Genomic DNA, 19,221 nt, shown 5'->3' on the forward strand with positions numbered 1-19,221 from the left:
CATTGGTTTCTTTTGCGATAAGGGATTTAAAGTCGATGTGATCAAAGGGACTCATAAGTTGTGATATTAGGTATGAAAAATAAAATCAATTAGATCACAAATTTAATAAAAATGGTATAATTGCATTTTTTGGTTACAACGTTTCAGTATTTCTTTTCTTTCTTTTGCAGACATAACTCGCCAATTTATAATTTCGGATAAACTTCTATAATACCAATTTCATTAATTAAGTGATCTATTTTATACGTAGAAAAAATTGCCAAATACAAGGCATTTATTTCAATAACTAGTTGTTCTAATTATTAAATAAATAACGATGTAGTTGGTGATTTTAGCAAGTAGAAATGATCACATAGTTAGTGAGGTTGGTATAGCACCCTAGGCAAACATCATTTTTATCTAAACAACAATTCCTAACACATGGGCTAGGTATTTTATCGTTCTTTATCACTTGCAGGAGGTATCAATTAACCGTTAGAGCCTATTTGAGCTTTGCTGATTATTTAGAAAAGGTAAAATAATTAAGACACTTAACCCACCAGTCTCAATATTTTTAAACACTAGTCTTCCTTGGTGTACTTCGATGATCTCTCGACATAAAGCTAAACCAAGCCCTGTACCTGAGTGTTTTGTCGAATAGAAAGGAAGTAAAGCGTTTTGTAAAACTTCTGCCGACATGCCCTTCCCCTGATCATTAATAGTCAATTCAACTTCGTGGTTACACTCTGTAAAGCTCATTGTAACATTGCCTGAAGGGTCTGCTTCATGGGCATTTTTTAGGATATTTATCAATACCTGCTCAAGCTGAACTATATCCGCATTAATTTTTGCTTCAGGCAAAGCTGTTAAAAGGGTAAATGAATATAAAACTTTAATCGGCTCAATTAATACACGCCAATGGAATGGTTGTTTGTCCGGTACTTTTACTTTAGTGAGTGTCGTATATCCTTTAATAAAATCATTGAGATGATTTACTCTACCACCAATTGTTTTAAATACTCTATCGAGTCTAGGTTCATCTAAGTTTTTAGCCAATAATTCACCGCTGTGACACATAGAGCTTATTGGCGCAATAGAGTTATTAAGTTCGTGACTGATGACGCTGATCACTTTTTTCCATGTAGCTACTTCTTGTTTTGATAATTCTTGTGTAATGGTTTTTAATATCAATAATTGATGTTGTGCTTGATGAATAACGACTCTTGAATTAGTTACATGCCAAGCTTGTTGTGTTCCTTGCTTGTCGGTTATGGTGAAAATTGACTCCCCTTGATGCTTTAATGCCTGTTGAAACTCTGGCGCTAATGATTCAAGTAATTTGCTCCATTTAAGCCCGACAATAGATTGTTTTAATTCAAAAGCTTGCTGTGCACTATGGTTAGTAAAAGTAATAGTATCACGGTGATCAACTAAAACAGTCACCATTGGAGATGTGTTTAATACTTTATCCAACATCATTTCGCGTTGGTATAATCGCTGTCGCTCTTCACGCAATTTATTACTGGTTTGATTAAAGGTATCAACGAGTACGTTGTAATTCGATTCTTTTTGTTGATTTAAACTCACCGAAAAATCATTGTCACGTAAACTTTGTAAGCCTTGATCTAAGCTTAATAAAATACTCCGGTGACGATCATATAGTTTTTTAAATAATAAATATGTCACCAATAATGATATAGCTATTAACAAACCAACATAAGTGGGGTGTTGTTCAACGCAATAGTAGACCAGTAATATTAATGCACTATGTAATAAACCTAATAAAATAATTAATCGCATTTATTGCTCTTTGGTTTGATTAAGTTGATATTTTTCAATACGCCTATATAAGGCTTGCCGACTTAATCCCAATTCATTGGCTGCTCGTGAAATAACCCATTGATGTTTATCTAATACGGCTTTCAAATTATTTTTATGATCATCAACATTTACTGTTGTAGTGGAAATAGAGTCAGAATTTGAGTTAGTGAAATTTTCCCTATGCAATGATGAGGTATCCCTGACGTCACAAAGCATAAAATGCTCAGGTAACAATAAATCATCAGCACACAGAACCATTGCCCTTTGACAGTGATTTTCTAACTCGCGGACGTTGCCATGCCAAGGTTGTTGTTTAAGTAATTTAGCAGCCAGCTCACTTAACTGATGGCTACCCGATACAAAATGTTGTGCTAACGGTATAATGTCATCTTGCCGTTGAGCAAGTGGGGGTAAATTGAGTTCTACTACGTTTAACCTATAGTATAAATCTTCACGAAAGGTATTTTCTGCAATAGCTTGTTGTAAATTACTGTTAGTGGCACTAATCACACGAACATCTACGCTAATGGTTTCACTAGAACCCACTCGTTCAAACTGCCCCGTTTGTAATACTCGTAATAATTTCATTTGCCCTGACAAAGACAAATTACCAATTTCATCTAAAAACAAAGTACCACCATTTGCGACTTCAAAACGACCTTCTCGCTTTGTCGTTGCACCAGTGTAGGCACCTTTTTCAGCACCGAATAATTCTGCTTCCATCAATTCACTTGCTAATGCACCCATATTCACTTTAATGAAAGGGTTAGCCTGGCGAGGGGAGTTTTGGTGGATATAATCGGCAATACGTTCTTTGCCACTACCATTTGCCCCTGTAATTAACACACTAATATCACTATTAGCTACTTTGTCAGCCATTGCTACCAGCTTTTTCATTGGCTCGCTTTCAACAATAAAAGGCGTGGATATGTTCTTTTTATGAATTGATTTTTTACTTGAGATGGTTGCGAGTTCTGCAGAGTTGATTGCAATGTTTTTCTCAATTATATCGAGTAATTTCACATCATCCCATGGTTTAGGCAAATAATCTGAAGCGCCTGCTTTAACTAGTTCGATGGCAGTTTCAAGCTGGCTCCAAGCAGTAATAACAATAATGGGTGTATTGGGCGCAATTGCTTTTAATTGATAGAAAAGTGACTTGCCTTCTTCACCAGACGTAGTGCCTTGGCTAAAATTCATGTCTTGAATAATTAAATCAATACGTTGATGTGTTGTAGTAATAACCGCTTCTTTAATATTACCAGCAGTCGTTACTTGATAGTTATGCAAACTAAGTAATAAATCTAATGCGTCTAAAATATCTGGATTGTCATCTACTACTAATATTCGCTTCATTCTCTCAAACCTTGGTAGTTCTTCTTTTTATATTTTATATAAAGCTGCCATCATGAATAACAGCTAACGCTGAATTACAGTGTTTTAGTTGCAATAACAGGTGATACTTTTGTTGTTTTATAAGCAGGAAGCCAAGTGGCTAATGAACCTGCAATAAACACAACTGATACGGCTAAAGCATACAGTAATGCCGTAGGTTTTTCGATAGTGATCACTTGCGATAGCGCGATATTTAAGCCAATCATAGTGGCAATACCCAATAAACTAGCACCAATTGTTAATATCCAGTTTTCACTAAAAACATAAAGCATAATATCTTTTTTACGGGCGCCTAATGCACGGCGTATGCCAATAAATTTGCGTTGCTGAGTAACATGAAAATGTGCATGGGCAAAGCTACTAACAACTGTCACTACAATCATTAATAACGACAACATACCAAACAAGCTCGCTAGACCCGCATCTTGACTGTAAAAATTTTTCAATCGCTCTGCCATACTTTGCACGCGTATAATGTCACGTTCTGCTTGTACAGATAAAATAGTGTCGCTAAGCTTAGCTTGCACCTGTGCTAATTTTCCAGGCTCAACACGTACAACATAATGTTGCTCATAATCTGACTGTGAAAACATGAAGTTGCCAAATAAACCAAAACTCTTATCAATACCTTTACGTGAAGGGCTAATACTAAAATCACGTGCAATACCTATCACTCGTCCATTATTCGTTAGTTCACCTAACGCTGATTTATTTGGGAATATGGCTTTAGCTAATGACTGCGTAATAATAATATTTTGTTCTATTTGATCTCTATCTTGCAAGCTATAAAAATCCTTGGTTATGTCATCTGCATCAGTGAGACTTCTCCCTTCAATAATTTCCACGCCTAAATTTTCCAATCCAATTTTACTACTGTAAAACTGCGGTACATAACGTAATTCCGCAGGCAAAACAGCATCTTCAGGGAAGTCAGCAGCTTGCATATTACCGTTCCAACCTCCTCGTTGAATTGGTAATTGGTTATAATGAGCCGCGCTAATAACACCGTCTATCGCTGATATTTTTGCAATATCTTGCCGGGTAATCGATTGGTAATAATCGGTATCACGATAGGCACCAGAGGTTGGCATTAAATCAACGGTTATAAGCTGTTCAACGTCAAAGCCTAATGGCTTATTGAGTTTTTCAATCGTGCTCGTCGTTAATATAACGGTATTAACCATTAAACCTATGGTTAAACTAAGTTGTAGTATTAATAATGTTGTGGCGAATTTCCGAAGACGTAACGCCTTCAATAATGCTTTAATATTCATGGTAATACCTTACTTCAACGTAGTTGACAAAGACGTTCTACAGGAACGAATTAACGGATATAACATGCTAATAAATGAAGTGATTAACGCAATGGCAATCCCCATCAATAGTAATGTTATGTCTATATCGCTAGTTTGTTTTAGTGCTGGAAATAATGTCATTGATATTTGCAGAAACAACCAACCAAATAAAAGTGTTAATACCGCGCAACATAACCCAATCAACATGCTTTCAACAACGCCTTGATAGAAAACATCTTTCATTCGAGCACCTACTGCACGTCTGAGTCCTGTTTCAAATCTTGCGCTATGATAACGAGCGAGTAATAAGCTACTGGCATTAAAAATACAGACAGCTAAAAAGAGTGAACTAGCTAAAGCGAAGGCCAACATGCGTTCATCAACAACCTTTTGGTGTGTCAGCCATTCATTTACATCCAATAAACGGTTCTCATTAGCGCGTAAATATTCACCTTGTGCTTTACGGTGTTGTGAGTAATTATCTAGGTATTGTTGCATTAAACTCTTCTGCTCAAGCGTATCGAGCTGTACAAAAGCTTGAATAAAGAATCCATTTTTTCCACGGTTATCAGACACTGAATTAATTCGATCAGTTGACATGTTTCTCAAATCTATAGCCCATTCATTATCCATTGCCGTTTCAATGGGGGCATAAATGTCATCGGTCGGTTCAAATGCTTGCTCAAATGCAGCCTTATAAAAAGCAGGTTTTAAATTCCATGGTTTTAGCACACCAACAATTTCAAAAGGTTTACCATCAATTTCAAGGGTTTTACCTACACTATTGCCACCACCAAAAACTTGTTGATTAAACGTATCACCAATAACAATCTGCTTAGCATAGTCTTGCTGCCAAGCACCGCCAAAAGCAAAAAGCGCATCAGTTAACGGGAAAAACCCAGGAGTGGTAGCTCTTACTACTGCTTGGTGGCGCGTTAGACTTTTAGCATTAATATCTCTGGTGTAAACTTTTGATTGATAATGCACCATAGTATTAGTTGCTATGTCATTTTTTAAAATATGCATAGCATCGTTGTATCGCATAACTTCAATTAATTCTGCATCAGGGTTGTCCAGTGGCCAAATATTAAGTGACACATTAAAAATACGATCGCTTTTATAAGGAATTGGGTCTGAGGACATCGATTTTATAATGGCGATATTCGCTAAAAAAATACCAACGCCTACCGCTAAGGTTGAGATCATTAAAATAAAAAACAATTGATTACGGATTAAATTCCGAAAACTCAATTTTAGGTAATAATTAAACATTTCCATGACAATGTCCTTAAACTTTCATTTCAATGGGTGCATTGTGATTTAACGGTGAATAAATACTATGGTCGGTTATTTGTCCATCGATAACCTGTACATTTCGACCTATTGATCGAGCTTGATCAGGGTCATGAGTTACCATAACAATGGTACTACCTGCAGCATTTAGCGTATGGAGTAACTCCATTACTTGCCGTGCCATTAAAGAGTCAAGGTTACCTGTTGGTTCATCAGCTAATAGTATTTTTGGCTGCCCCGCTAAGGCTCTCGCAATAGCAACACGTTGCTGTTGCCCACCAGATAATTGGCTAGGTAAATAACTCGCTCGGCTAACTAAACCAACCTGCTCCAAAGCACTATTAATGCGGCGCTTTCTCTCTGCAGCATTAAAACCGCGATAGCGTAATGGCATATCAATATTATCAAAAAGAGAAAAGTCGGGAATGAGATTATAGTTTTGAAAAATAAAACCAATCTTTTCATTACGTAAGCGTGATAATTCATCATCATTTAATCCTTGTATATTTATGCCATCTAATTCATACGTGCCTTGGTCAAAACTATCTAATAACCCTGCTACATTTAAAAAGGTAGATTTGCCAGAACCAGAAGGCCCTGTAACAGCGACAAATTCTCCGGCATTAACTTGTAAGTTAAAATCTCGCAATGCATGAGTTTGAATAGTGTCGCTACGATAAATTCGGCTAATATTTTTCATGTTAAGCATAATTCTTCCTTAATATTTTTCTTGTTCGTTAATATAATAACTTGTCTAATTTAATAGTTAACTTGCTGGTTAACATGTTGATTAATTAAGTAATATTGTTGAATGGGCATCAAACAGTTCTGTTGATGATATGATAATGCTATCGTCTACTTTTAACCCTGACACTATTTCAACATGCTCAACACTTTGAGAGCCTATTGAAATAGGTGTTAAACTCGCATTATTTCCGTTAATTAAATAAACGGCTTGGCCGCCGTGACTGCCTTGAAAACTACCACGCTTAACCATTAACACATTTTCTTTGTTTTCAAATTCAATCCGTGCATTCAACCTTTGGTTTTGGCGTAACTGAAGCCCTTCTTTGTTGACAACCGAAACCCTTACTATAACTTGGTTATTTTTCACCTCAGGTGAAATTGAAATAATTTTACCTACAAGGGACTTACCTGAAATTGTCATTTTTACATCAAGCCCTAAACCTAAATCATCTGCATAAAATTCAGGAACGTTAATCTCTGCTTCATATAAACTTAAATCAACGATTGTCATAACAGGTTGTGAAGCATTAACACGTTCTTTTTTTTGTACTAACCAATTACCAACAATGCCGTTAACGGGTGTGCGAATACTCAATAGTTCAACACGACGACGAAGTTCATCTACGACTAATTGTTGGCTTTCTACAGCAATTTCTCGCGTTTTATTTTCAAACTCAAGGCGCTTAATTGCCAATTCAACGCGTTTTTGTGCGTGTTGTAACAAAAGTTGATTTTCTGTGTTTTCATCTCTTTGACTGACCAAATAGAGTTCACTAACCACTTGTTTTTCAAATGATAGCTCTGCACGTGCTAGCTCTCTTTTACTGGCATTACTCCGTACCCTTGCAGTATCAAGCACTTGTTCAAGATCAATTTGAGACTCCAAATCACGTAATTCACCACGTCTAACATCAATTCTAAGGCTTTCTAGTTTTGCTGTAGCTTGTTGAATTATTGATTGAAGTTCAGGACTTAATACACTAGCGACTATATCCCCTTTTTCAACAATATCACCCGGCTTTTTTAATAATGTAACCTGCCCAGCTTCAGAACTATATAATGTTGGTGCATTAGCTGCTACTAGCTTACCGTTAACGGCTACATCCCGAATGAGTGTTCCTTTAAAAACCGTTGCACTTGTCACTGTTTTTGAATCAATACTTGGAATTCCGTTTGTCCATTGTTGTAATATAGGTAAAAATAACCAAATAGCTATAACGACAAAAAAAACACTTATGAATATTTTTAACCAAGGTTTTTGAGATGGTACTTTACTAATTATTTCGTCTTGTCCTGCGGTAGAGCTAATCATATTTACTTCGCTATAGTTATACATACCATCACTACAGCTAGTACTATGCCAACACTGAAATAAAAAATAAGATATTGTTAAATAGAGGAATTATTTTAACTAAACAATTTAGGTGTCCGTTTTTAATTGTTTAAATTGTCCGTTCGGACATTAGGGTGTCCGTTTAGTATAAAACGGACACAAAGTATTAAGCGGTAAAGTGGGTATTTATTTTTGCTAGATAACGCACATAAAATACTAACTTTCCTATATTGAAAGGATAAATTTAACCAAAAATAGCACGCATTAAACTAATAGCTTTTTCAACACTTTGCCCTTTTTTTACTTGAGTAATAATAGAGTCTCGCTTAGAAATCATATACTCAGGTAAATCTTCTGCCATAAGCGCTTTATCAACCAAAGATTCGATAGACTCAATACTCTTCTTTCTCATGGTAGTGCATGATTTTGACTGTAACTTATTCACTGACTTATTCAGCGCTTTATCGCGCGCGCGAACATAATTTGAGTTCTGTGATAACGTGGGATCAGCAAATAAAAATAAATCAATTAAAATCGCTCGGTTATTCCATAACGTAAATTCACGGCTAGCCACATGATTTCCTTGTTCAATGGATGTTGCGTCATGTTCAGCACTTATTTCAATGGCACTATCAGAACTGCTTTCAGCCAAAGGTAGAGGTTTAGCTTGATTCCACCAAGGAAAAGTACGTAACGTACCAATCATGTCATGCCAATAGGATGAAAAATCAGTATTTGAGAATTTAACAATGGATAGCCCTTTGCACAGCAGGTCAATTTTATTATTATTTAAGGCGATAAATTGATCTGGACGTCGCATCGCTAATAAACGGGTAGCTACGGCCAAAGGGGCTTTAGTTTGGGTACTATTACCCTGAGAGTTTTCTTGCGTATACGCTTGAATTATTTGCTTAAAATCATTTACAAACATTTGATAATGCTCATAATTCACATCTCCAACTAATGGAATATGTGATAACGCTGCATCAAATTTTTCAGGATATTGCTCAAGCAAAGCGTGAAAAACTTTAGCTCCTTTAGTACTAGCAAACCACTCAATATCAAAGTCATATGTTTGGTAGTTGTGCTGTTTGGTATGTTTACCTGCAAAAGCTAAACGATCTTCAACAGATAAATCAGCTAAAGATTTTTGGCAATACTTATTAATATAATCAAGAAGACGTAAACGTTCATCTAAAGCGTGCAAGGTGTTCTGTTGTTCGATAAAATCAACAAATATAGGCCAAGGGGCAATTCGAGCCATTTTACATTGGCCGATTGTAAAGCCCTCTTCAAGTGTTTGCTCTAACTTCTTTAACGGGGCAAATTGTTCATCATCTAACAATTCAATTTTAAGATCTTCACGGCATAATCGTATGACTTCGCCACACCAGCCAGTGAAGTCTTCGGGCCTATTTAGTACTTTAACTGCCATTAAGTTCAAACTTAAGGGAGTAACATATTTAAGTGTATTTTGATAAATCTGATTTTCTGCAGCAGATAATGGCATTTGTACAGGTGACGACAACAACTTTCTCATTAAAATTTACACACTCTGATTGATGATATATTGACAGAAATACGAGCTTGTATCAGCTGAAAATAATAGTGAAAGTCGCGCATAATACGGATTTATGAAAACAATGCAATGGATAGTCATCAATGCTAAATTTTTAGCTGTATCCTTGTACTACTCCTGTTTAAAAAAGTACCAAAAGGCTATATTAAGCCAAAAAGATTAAAACAGGTGTCCGCTGCACTGTTCTGCAAACAAGCACTAATTTTGTCACTACTTATTTCTTACCCGCAACAGGCTCTTCAATATTATCAATATTTACCAAATTCCACTTTACCCCCTTATTGCGATAAATGCGTTTGTTAATATTTGTATAATCAGCGACATCGTGATCCAACCGTTGGCCGACGACAATACACTTTAAGACACAATCGCCATTATTGGTTAACTTGTGAGCTAAACCATCAGCACGATAACCAATAAAATCGCCCGTTTTTACAACGTAAGTTTCCCCACCTATTTCAGCAATCGCTTCGCCTTCAAGAATATAAACACATTCATCCTCATGGTAATGCTTATGAAGTTCTGTAGAGTCATAGCCTGGCTGAATCTCAATGATATGGAAGCCAAAACCTGTTAAGCCAGTATGATCACCAAGTGATTTATTAACTCTTTGTGCATTTTCATTAAGAAAATGAGTTTTGGAAACCCCCTCCATTTGTTCAATTTCATTTTTAGTAATAAGGTATTTATCCATGATGCTATCTCTTAGGGTTCTGAATAGTTGAAATTAACGCCTCGGCATTGATTTAGCGTAAAACGTTATAATTACGCTGCAAATACAAAAAATCTCTTTATCTATCTGATGCGGCTAAAACGATTGCTGTGATAGCTTATTTAATCAAATTTGTTTTAGTATTGACTGAATTTTCTCACATAACAAGTCCATGAGCTTGTTTGATAATTTATCACTTGTCATTCTTTATGGTTTTACTTAAAAAAATCATTCAATTTCTTTATAAATACATACTGACTCCCGTATAATCCATTTATATGCCTTAGTATTATCACAGAGCCGAATGAATGAGCTATATTCCATTGGAACAATTGAAAAATGCATGGATTTTTAAACATAAGAGTCTTCCTATAAGTGAAATTGATTTAGCAAAAATCAAACCTATGGATAAAGATCGCGCCAATGTATTATGGGATACTTTTATTAGTCGCCAGGTTGATCATCCTGATTTTTTCAAAAAAGGTGACTGGCCTTTTGATAAAAGCAATTGGGTTGAACAAGGAAAATGGGAAGGCATTTGGGATAGTAACGATAAAAATTTACCTGAGCTAATCAACTCACATATTAATTGGGATAATAATACTGTCGTTTACTATTGTTCAAACAGAGACAATGTTATTGAAACAACTTGGGCAGTATTTAAACGCTGTTGGAAAAATTTCCTCTTTATGGATGATGGCCCAATTCTTATTGGTAAAAAACGTCAACAAGTAGTGCAATTTACCAGTAACGGTTATTTTAAAGTGGGTGATAAACCTAAATAATGACTATAAAAACTGCACTGCACCCCCGTAATATACACCGCTCTGGCTACGACTTTGCTAAGCTGATAAAGGCGCATCCACCGCTATCTGCGTTAATTATAAAAAATAAATATAATCAACAAAATACTATCGATTTTAGCAATGCTAATGCGGTAAAAGCATTAAATGAAGCCTTATTAAAAGCATATTATCAAATAGAGTATTGGGACTTCCCACAAGGGTATTTGTGCCCTCCTATTCCTGGACGTGTTGATTATATTCATTATATTGCTGATTTATTAAAAGAAAGTGGCATAACCACAAAGCCAATATCAATACTAGACATTGGCACTGGGGCCAGCTGTATTTATCCCATTTTAGGTGCACGTGAATACGGATGGCAGTTTGTTGCTTCTGATATTGATCCTGTTTCTGTCGATTCAGCTAACACCAATGTTAATAGGAATAAGACTATCGCCAAATATGTTACTTGTCGTCTACAAAAAAATAGAGACAACATTTTTCACGGTATTATCAACGCAAAAGAATACTATCATGTAACAATGTGCAATCCACCATTTCATCAATCCATAGAAGATGCAAATACTGGCACTAATCGAAAGTGGCAGAATTTACAAAAAGGTAAGAAAAAAATTAATGGAAAAGCCTTAAATTTCGGTGGACAAAAAGCAGAATTATGGTGCCATGGCGGCGAAGTAGCCTTTATCCGTAAAATGATTAGTGAGAGTAAAAAGTATCAAAATCAAGTACATTGGTTTACTTGTTTAATCTCTAAAAAAGATAATTTACCTAAAATAAAACTTTTTCTAAAAAAAGCTCAAGCATCACAAGTCAAAGTAGTTAACATGGCACAAGGCCAAAAAACAAGTCGTTTTATTGCCTGGAACTTTTCAGCACAATAAATGCTATGCAAATTAAGTCATCTTAGTGCTATCAACAAATTAAGTCATCTTAGTGCTATCAACAAATTAAGTCATCTTAGTGCTATCAACAAATTATGCACTAGCTTGAACATAATCATGATCTGTAATAACTAAGTCTCTACCATTTTCTTTAGCAAAATATAAAAAATCATCCGCCCTTTTTAACACATCATCAATATTCTCTTCCTGTTTTCTTTGAGTAACTCCAACACTGGCAGTTATGCTTAATTCGGTACCGTCATCTAAAACAATAATTTGGCGACTGATAGCAATAGCGACTTTATTCGCTATTAGCTTAGCCTCATTTAGCTCGGTTTTAGGTAATATTGCAACAAACTCCTCTCCACCAAAACGGGCAACAACGTCGGTTTTTTTCAATTCCTTTTGAATAACTTGGGCAATATCAACTAAAAACTTATCTCCAATGGCGTGACCATAATTATCATTAATACGTTTAAACCGGTCTAAATCAAACATAATAACCGAGTACATTTTATGGTATTCATGGCTTCTTTGCGCCAATCTTAAAAGTACCCTGCGATTGATGAGTTTTGTTAACGGGTCTATGGTTGATTCCCGATAAAGTTTCATCAACATTGATAATTGCCCTACTTGCAGCCACAAACTGATACCCGCAAATAACATAAATAACCAAACATCATTAAAAAACAACCAAAAAGGTTGTTTAACTATCAATAATTTATAAATAACAAAGGGCGTAAACACACAAGCAACAATAAAAAGACCACCGCTAATGGTTAATGGAAATAACCCTAGCATAGCCAATATAAAGTAAGGCATCATACTAAATATGCTTGGCACCACATCGACAGGAATATCCTTTATAATCAACATACTAACAACAAAAAACACCATAGGTAACAAAAAAGCCAGTGGCATCACTATTCTAGCAGTACGCACCAAAGGCCATACTTTTAATGATTGCGCTAAAATAAAAAGACTAATTGACAACACCACTCTTGCAGCAAGAAGGTATGTAGCCTCTTTATTTGGAAAAAATATAAAATCAAAAAAAGAAAAAATAGGCACAGTCAAAGAAAAGAACATACACATAAACCAAAGGCGAATAGTGATATAACTGGTACGTGTGGCTATAAAATCATCGGAATGTAGCTTTGTAGAAATTAAGTCGTTTAAAGCATACTTATCAATTGAAAAATAAGGATGAAATAACTGAGAATATGCAGAAGGTTTTCTTCTTTCATTCTGGTTATTTTTTTCTGTTAAGTGTATATTTTTGCTATTCATTTTATTTTGTTTAAAAGTTAAAAAAAGTAATTACTATATTTTTCATATAGTTAGTTCATTGCTAAAGTATTATCTAACATGCCGTCATGGTACAGTTTGACAAAAACCATAACCACATTCGGATCAAATTGAGTACCTGAACCCGATAAAATAGCCTCTAGCGCATCTTCATGAGACCATGCTTCTTTATATGGTCGTTTACTGACTAAAGCATCAAAAACATCAACTACAGCAACAATTCTAGTGATTAAGGGAAGTTGCTGACTTGGAATCCCCTTAGGATAGCCTGTGCCGTCCCAGCGTTCGTGGTGATATAAAGCAACACCTTGCGCCAGCTTAGTACTGTCTGAATGACTCAATATTTGAGCACCAATCTCTGAATGCTGTTTCATTATTTCAAACTCTTCTGCTGTCAACTTACTCGGTTTTTGTAAAATATTGTCAGGTATACCCACTTTACCAACGTCATGAAGCATTGCTGCCTTGCCATAATGGTGTGCCTCATCTGGAGGTATGCCCATCGCCTCTGCAACAATAGCTGTATAAGCTCCAAGTCTGTTAATATGTTTACCTGTGGTTGAATCTTTAAATTCCGCCACTTCAGCGAGCGTATCAATAGCTTGACCATAAGCCATTTTCAAATTTAAGTGTAATTTAAGGGTTTCCAAAGCGTTTGCACATTGATTAGTAAACACTTCAATAAGGTTTCTGTCTTCTAGCGACAATATATGGTTAGATTCTAAGTAGACAAATCCAACGGTATGTTCATCAATAGTTAAAGGTAAAACAAGCGACCCTTGCTGTAAATTGGTAGCGGGTTCTTTATTTAAAATAATGTCAATACACAGTTGAGAAATACTATCAATTCGGCTTCTATTCTCTTCCTTATGACAAAGTGTCCCCAAACCAGATTCAATTCTAACTTCCTCTCCATTGATTGTCGCAACCATACCATCAATTGTAGAGATAAGCGCATTTTCGTTTAAATGACAAAGGCCAACAATTTGCGATAATATACCATCAAAAAAATCACTCAAGGACGTCTTAGAAATTCGATACACTTCTGGTGAAGCATCAATAATTTTTCTTAAACCGACTCTATTCAAATCAATCGCTTTTAGTTCTCGATAAGCTTTAATTGCTGAGCGAACCGTAGTGTATAACTTATCAACTGTCAGTTCAGTTTTATCTTTATAATCATCAATATCAAAATTATCAATGATGTATCGCTCTGGTGCGATACCTGGCTGACCAGTTCGTATAATTAAACGGATCATATGTCTGTTAAGTTCGTTACGAATATATTCAACTAATTGCAAACCAGCATCGTCAGTTTCCATCACCACATCAATTAAAGCCAATGCAATATCGTTATGCTCTAATAAAATTTTCTTAGCTGAAGTGGCTGAATCCGCTTCTAAAAAGAGCAGCTTACGGCCATTAAATTCAAAATCTTTTAAATTAATCTTAGTTAATGTACGAACATCCTCTTCATCATCAACAATTAATACTTTCCATACATAATGGCTTGAAACATCTTTAGTTGGAGCCGAAATACTATTTTTATTTGTATTTCTATTAATAATTTTCATTTATTTTCTCCACAACAAATACAACACTAGTTTGGGCTAAGCATGTAAAAAACGATATTTAATTTTCATTTTCCAACCCCATAATTTCTTGAGGAGGAAAAAGTATTTCAAAAAGAATGCCATTGCCCAAACTACTTTCGCAACGAATGTGTCCCAGCATATCATTCACAACAATACAATAACAAATATACATGCCTAATCCTGTACCATCATTACGTGACGTTGTAAAAAAAGGTTCAAATATTTTGTCTACCGCAGATGTTTCCATACCCTTACCATTATCGCGATAAGTTAAACATATAAAGTTATCGTCGTTACGATTTACCGCAATAGAAATTAATGCATTATTCATTAAATCATCAAAAGCATGCACAACACTATTGATTATAAGATTAGTAAGCAATTGGTCAAAGCGCCCTGGCTGACCAAAAACATTCAAATCGGTAGGGCAAGATAATTCAACTGAAATTCTATGTTTAATTAATTTGCTATTAAGTGTAAAAAGAACATCATCAAGCACTTCTTTAATGTTATAACGCCTAGCCTTTTCAGATAATTGATCGACGGAGGTACGTTTAAAGCTTTGAACTAATCTTGCGGCACGATTTAGGTTAGATAATGCCAGTGAAGATACCGTGCTAATCGTCTTTATATTATCTAGCAAGTCTTGCTCATCTACCTCTTCTTGTTTTAATAGGGTATTTAAACATGCTGAGCTTTGTTGAATTTGGCTTACTGAGCCTACTGCAATACCAATTGGCGTATTCACCTCGTGGGCAAAGCCTGCAACCATACGTCCAAGAGCACCTATTTTTTCACTTTGTACTAATTCATCTCGAGTTAACTTTAATTCATTAATATTATTTTTTAATTTTCTCCTACTTCGCTGCAGTTTTCTAAAAATAATAGGGATAACAAGCGCCATGATAATAGCCATTATCACTAATACTGAGTAGAACACTAAGCTATAAAAAGCATCAAATTTAGCTTGTTGGGTGTGAGCAAGTAAATCTGCAGAAATTGAATCTTCCACCCCTTTTAAAGCATTAATTCTATTGCTACTGTAGGTAAACCATTGTGATACATTGGATTGAAATTCATCCGAAGAAGGGTTAGATTCTAACTTACTATCCACAATTGAATCGTGTAAATTTTCAATCTTTTCTTTAAATTGATTTTGAAAAAATTGTTGATGAATAAAGTGCCTGATAATTGCCACTTTTTGGCTATCAACAGATGATTCTATTTTTTCAAATAAGGTTAAATAATTAGGAGATGCCGATAAAGAAAAACTGTCAAAATACATTTGTTGCTGTGCTGACACAGAAATAGCTTGTAAATACAAGTGAGGAGAAAATTTATGGGCTGTTAATATACCGCTAATAATTGCTCTTTCTTGCCCAGCTTTTTCTTTGCCTTTTAAAAGATCAAGGTAAGTATTACTTAGCCTAGATATTCTACTGTCCTCTGACAAACTGGGTAGTATAGAAATAATTTTAAAAAACTTACCATTTAAATCACTATAATAATTTATCGCATCTAACATCGGCATATTCAAAAAAAATGCATCTTGGCGAATAACGGGGATTTGTTCAAGTGCATTAATTGCGCTTTTCAATAGATCTTGAAAGCCATTTTTATTATCTTGACCGTTAAAATTAATTAATAATCGAGTTACCTTATCTCGTAAAGCATCTGTTTTTTGATGCTGAAGAGCTAACTCATCTGAAAACTTTGTACCTATACTATACATATAAACAGAGGTATTCCCTCTCTCTATTTGTATTTCATGTAAAAGCGCTGTTATTTGGGTTGTTAATTGAGTAATTTGCTCAATTTGTTTCATTTCGTCAACAAAATAAGCTTTATCCTTTATGCCTATGGCAGCAAATAATAAAATGCCAAGAATAGGAAAGAGTAATATCACATAAAGTCGATTTGTATTTTGAAATTTATCTAGTAGCTTCATATTATTACACATAAAATATATTCATTGATAACAATATGTTATATTCCAAAAAGTGTCTAGATAAAAACATTATTGACTACTTAATAAAGATGAATATGAAAAATCCATTAAAAGACTTTGCAGTTTTTCAATGGGTAAAGGCTTAGAAAAATAATAACCTTGAATATAATCACACCCTAATTCTATTAGTAATTGTAACTGCTCTTTTGTTTCAACACCTTCAGCAACAACCTCTTTCCCTAACGCTTTAGACATAGCAATAATAGTAGAGACCAAAACATTATCCTCATGATTAATGCAAATATCATTAATAAAAGATTTGTCAATTTTTATATAGTCAACAGGAATTCGCCGCAAGTAGCTTAATGATGAATAGCCAGTGCCAAAATCATCTAAAGCAATAGTACAACCAGCACTTCTTAATTGGTTAAAAAGTACTTCATTATTTCGTTTGTCTGGTGCTAATGCGCTTTCTGTTAATTCAAAGCACACATCACTAGGCTCTAAGCCATGAATTTTAATTATGGTTAACCAATGGTCATTCTCGCTTTGATTCAACGGAATTTCATAAATTGAACGGTTTATGTTAAAAACAATATCGTTAAACCCTTGATCCTTTAATTTTTTCAGCTGAATGCAGGCTTCAGATAAAACAAACTCCCCGATTTCTACAATTAAAGAAAATTCTTCCGCAATGGGAATAAACTCGACCGGAGAAATCCATTCTCCTTGATGATTCCAACGAACAAGTGCCTCAAATTTATTTATTTTTTCATCGTTAATAGAAATAATTGGTTGATAAACAACACTCAAGTGTCTATTTTTTATTGCATCAATCAATTGACGTTTCAAATTCAATTGATGACGAGCAACACTTTGCATGTCTTGAGTAAAATAGCTATAAGAGTTTCTGCCGCTGTCCTTTGCATGATACATAGCGGTTTCACCTTTTTTCATTAGCTCACCAACATCGTTTTCATCACCAGAAAATGACACAATACCAATACTTAAGGTACAACGAAGCACAGCATTACTTATGTTAAAGGGTTTACTAAATCCAATGAGAATGCGGGTAACAATATTATTTATAATTTCATTATTTTCAATGTTATTGAGTAATATAGCAAAACCATCACCACTAATTCGAGCAACGGAATCTGTTGACTTGATATAACATTGAAGACGTTCAGCGGTTTGAATTAACAATTCATCACCAAGATCATGACCATAGATATCATTGATCTCTTTAAATAAATCTAAATCCATGTAAAGAATAGCGTATTTAGTATTATTTAATTTAGCAATGCTGACAGCATACGTAAGTTTTTCTAAAAATAAAAAGCGATTGGCGATTCCAGTCAGTATGTCAAAATTGGCTTGCTTAAAAATTTTAGCTTCGGATTCTTTTTTATTAGTAATATCAAAAAAGAAACCTACATAATTAGATACCTTATTGTTTTCATCATAAATACTATTAATCGATAACCATTCGGGGAAAATCACTCCATTTTTCTTTTTATTCCATATTTCGCCAGACCAAGCACCTGTATCATTAATCTCTTGCCACATTTGATAGTAAAAATTTTTATCATGAATACCTGCATTAAATATTCGTGGATTCTTTCCCTGTACCTCTTTAAAGCTATAACCTGAGATTCTACTAAATGCCTTGTTCACGCTGGTAATATTTCTATTCTTGTCGCAAACAATAATCGCCTCTTTACTTTCTTCAATGATTTTATTTCTTGTTTTAAGCTCGTTAATGAGTACTTGTTTTTCCATCTCTTTTTTTATCATGCCACTGAACAATAGAAATAATGACGTTACTTCTGAAATATTTTCAATAGGCTGATAATAAAGAGCAACTAAAATGGCATCAGATTTATCATCAATATTTTCTAACGGTACACCAACATAGTCACATACCCCCATATTAACCAACAAATTATAATTAGGATAAGTTATTTGGCAATTAGTTAAATGAGTACAAAGTTCTCCCTTATAAGCATTTTCACAAGGACTTGTTTTTAAAGCATAGGAAAAGTTATCTAGTGTTTTATATTGAGAAGCAACTGAGAGTGTTGTTGCTATTTCTTTGTCATCGTCTATTTTAGCAACAAAAACAAAATCAGCCCTAATCGCCTTTGCTAAAGATAAACAAATAGTTTCGATAAAATTATCAGAAATAGATTGAGATAAACTATCAATTATCGATTTTACCTGCTCTTCAACCACAATAAACCCAGTTTCTACAAATTCAAATGGGTAATTAGAACATTCATCTATAAAGGTATATTTGATTTATATCACGTAAAACACTTTTATATAATCGGGTAGCTGCTTGGTAGGTTATTAATTTGAACGGAGCTACTAGCTTAATCACCTCATCAAGACTTTCCGTAACCTAAAGCTAGGTCATTTTTGACTATATAGAATAGGAAAAATACAATTAAATAGATTATAAATGCGCAGCTCAAATCACCGAAGAACTCTATTAGTTTCTTAAATAGCACAAAAACGAGTATGAGA

Annotated in this window: 16 protein-coding genes; 2 read left to right on the top strand and 14 right to left on the bottom strand. The window is 34.6% G+C overall.

The features are described 5' to 3' along the window. Positions 1–102: 102 nt before the first annotated feature. The 10 genes from ACE1OF_RS13435 to ACE1OF_RS13480 form a co-directional block, all read right to left on the bottom strand. A complete protein-coding gene (locus ACE1OF_RS13435) occupies positions 103–174 on the bottom strand; it encodes a hypothetical protein (RefSeq protein WP_448895195.1) in 72 nt (23 codons plus the stop codon). Positions 175–331: 157 nt separating this feature from the next. Next, the gene (locus tag ACE1OF_RS13440) at positions 332–451 is read right to left on the bottom strand and encodes a DUF1289 domain-containing protein (RefSeq protein ID WP_448895157.1); all 120 of its coding nucleotides are present in this window, start codon (positions 449–451) and stop codon (positions 332–334) included. Positions 452–474: 23 nt separating this feature from the next. Then, positions 475–1,779 (bottom strand): sensor histidine kinase, encoded by a 1,305-nt coding sequence (locus ACE1OF_RS13445; RefSeq protein WP_448895158.1) that lies wholly within the window; start codon positions 1,777–1,779, stop codon positions 475–477. After that, on the bottom strand, positions 1,780–3,156 hold the full coding sequence (locus tag ACE1OF_RS13450; protein WP_448895159.1) for a sigma-54-dependent transcriptional regulator: 1,377 nt from the start codon (positions 3,154–3,156) through the stop codon (positions 1,780–1,782). Positions 3,157–3,230: 74 nt separating this feature from the next. Then, complete coding sequence (locus ACE1OF_RS13455) at positions 3,231–4,469, bottom strand: FtsX-like permease family protein (RefSeq protein ID WP_448895160.1); 1,239 nt, start codon at positions 4,467–4,469, stop codon at positions 3,231–3,233. Positions 4,470–4,478: 9 nt separating this feature from the next. Next, positions 4,479–5,768: an ABC transporter permease gene (locus tag ACE1OF_RS13460; RefSeq protein WP_448895161.1), complete on the bottom strand. Its 1,290-nt coding sequence runs from the start codon at positions 5,766–5,768 to the stop codon at positions 4,479–4,481. A gap of 10 nt (positions 5,769–5,778) precedes the next feature. Beyond that, positions 5,779–6,492: an ABC transporter ATP-binding protein gene (locus tag ACE1OF_RS13465; protein ID WP_448895162.1), complete on the bottom strand. Its 714-nt coding sequence runs from the start codon at positions 6,490–6,492 to the stop codon at positions 5,779–5,781. Between the two features lie 81 nt (positions 6,493–6,573). After that, positions 6,574–7,866, bottom strand: a complete 1,293-nt coding sequence (locus ACE1OF_RS13470; protein WP_448895163.1) for an efflux RND transporter periplasmic adaptor subunit — start codon at positions 7,864–7,866, stop codon at positions 6,574–6,576. Between the two features lie 241 nt (positions 7,867–8,107). Further along, entirely contained in the window at positions 8,108–9,403 is a 1,296-nt protein-coding gene (locus ACE1OF_RS13475) for a hypothetical protein (protein WP_448895164.1), read from the bottom strand. Between the two features lie 253 nt (positions 9,404–9,656). Further along, entirely contained in the window at positions 9,657–10,136 is a 480-nt protein-coding gene (locus ACE1OF_RS13480) for a cupin domain-containing protein (RefSeq protein WP_448895165.1), read from the bottom strand. A gap of 326 nt (positions 10,137–10,462) precedes the next feature. Between ACE1OF_RS13480 and ACE1OF_RS13485 the strand changes: the two genes are divergently transcribed. Then, positions 10,463–10,939, top strand: coding sequence for a DUF2947 domain-containing protein (locus ACE1OF_RS13485; protein ID WP_448895166.1), 477 nt, complete (start codon positions 10,463–10,465; stop codon positions 10,937–10,939). Further along, positions 10,939–11,841, top strand: a complete 903-nt coding sequence (rlmF, locus tag ACE1OF_RS13490) for a 23S rRNA (adenine(1618)-N(6))-methyltransferase RlmF (RefSeq protein WP_448895167.1) — start codon at positions 10,939–10,941, stop codon at positions 11,839–11,841. The genes ACE1OF_RS13485 and rlmF overlap by 1 nt, the downstream gene beginning before the upstream one ends. Before the next feature lie 93 nt (positions 11,842–11,934). On the opposite strand, the gene ACE1OF_RS13495 is transcribed toward rlmF, so the two are convergent. The 4 genes from ACE1OF_RS13495 to ACE1OF_RS13510 form a co-directional block, all read right to left on the bottom strand. After that, positions 11,935–13,131, bottom strand: a complete 1,197-nt coding sequence (locus tag ACE1OF_RS13495) for a GGDEF domain-containing protein (protein WP_448895168.1) — start codon at positions 13,129–13,131, stop codon at positions 11,935–11,937. Between the two features lie 50 nt (positions 13,132–13,181). After that, positions 13,182–14,723, bottom strand: coding sequence for an HD domain-containing phosphohydrolase (locus ACE1OF_RS13500; RefSeq protein WP_448895169.1), 1,542 nt, complete (start codon positions 14,721–14,723; stop codon positions 13,182–13,184). Between the two features lie 58 nt (positions 14,724–14,781). Further along, entirely contained in the window at positions 14,782–16,692 is a 1,911-nt protein-coding gene (locus ACE1OF_RS13505) for a nitrate- and nitrite sensing domain-containing protein (protein ID WP_448895170.1), read from the bottom strand. 69 nt (positions 16,693–16,761) lie between these two features. After that, a complete protein-coding gene (locus ACE1OF_RS13510; RefSeq protein WP_448895171.1) occupies positions 16,762–18,927 on the bottom strand; it encodes a putative bifunctional diguanylate cyclase/phosphodiesterase in 2,166 nt (721 codons plus the stop codon). Positions 18,928–19,221: the final 294 nt, after the last annotated feature.

The sequence above is a fragment of the Colwellia sp. E150_009 genome, assembly GCF_053543955.1.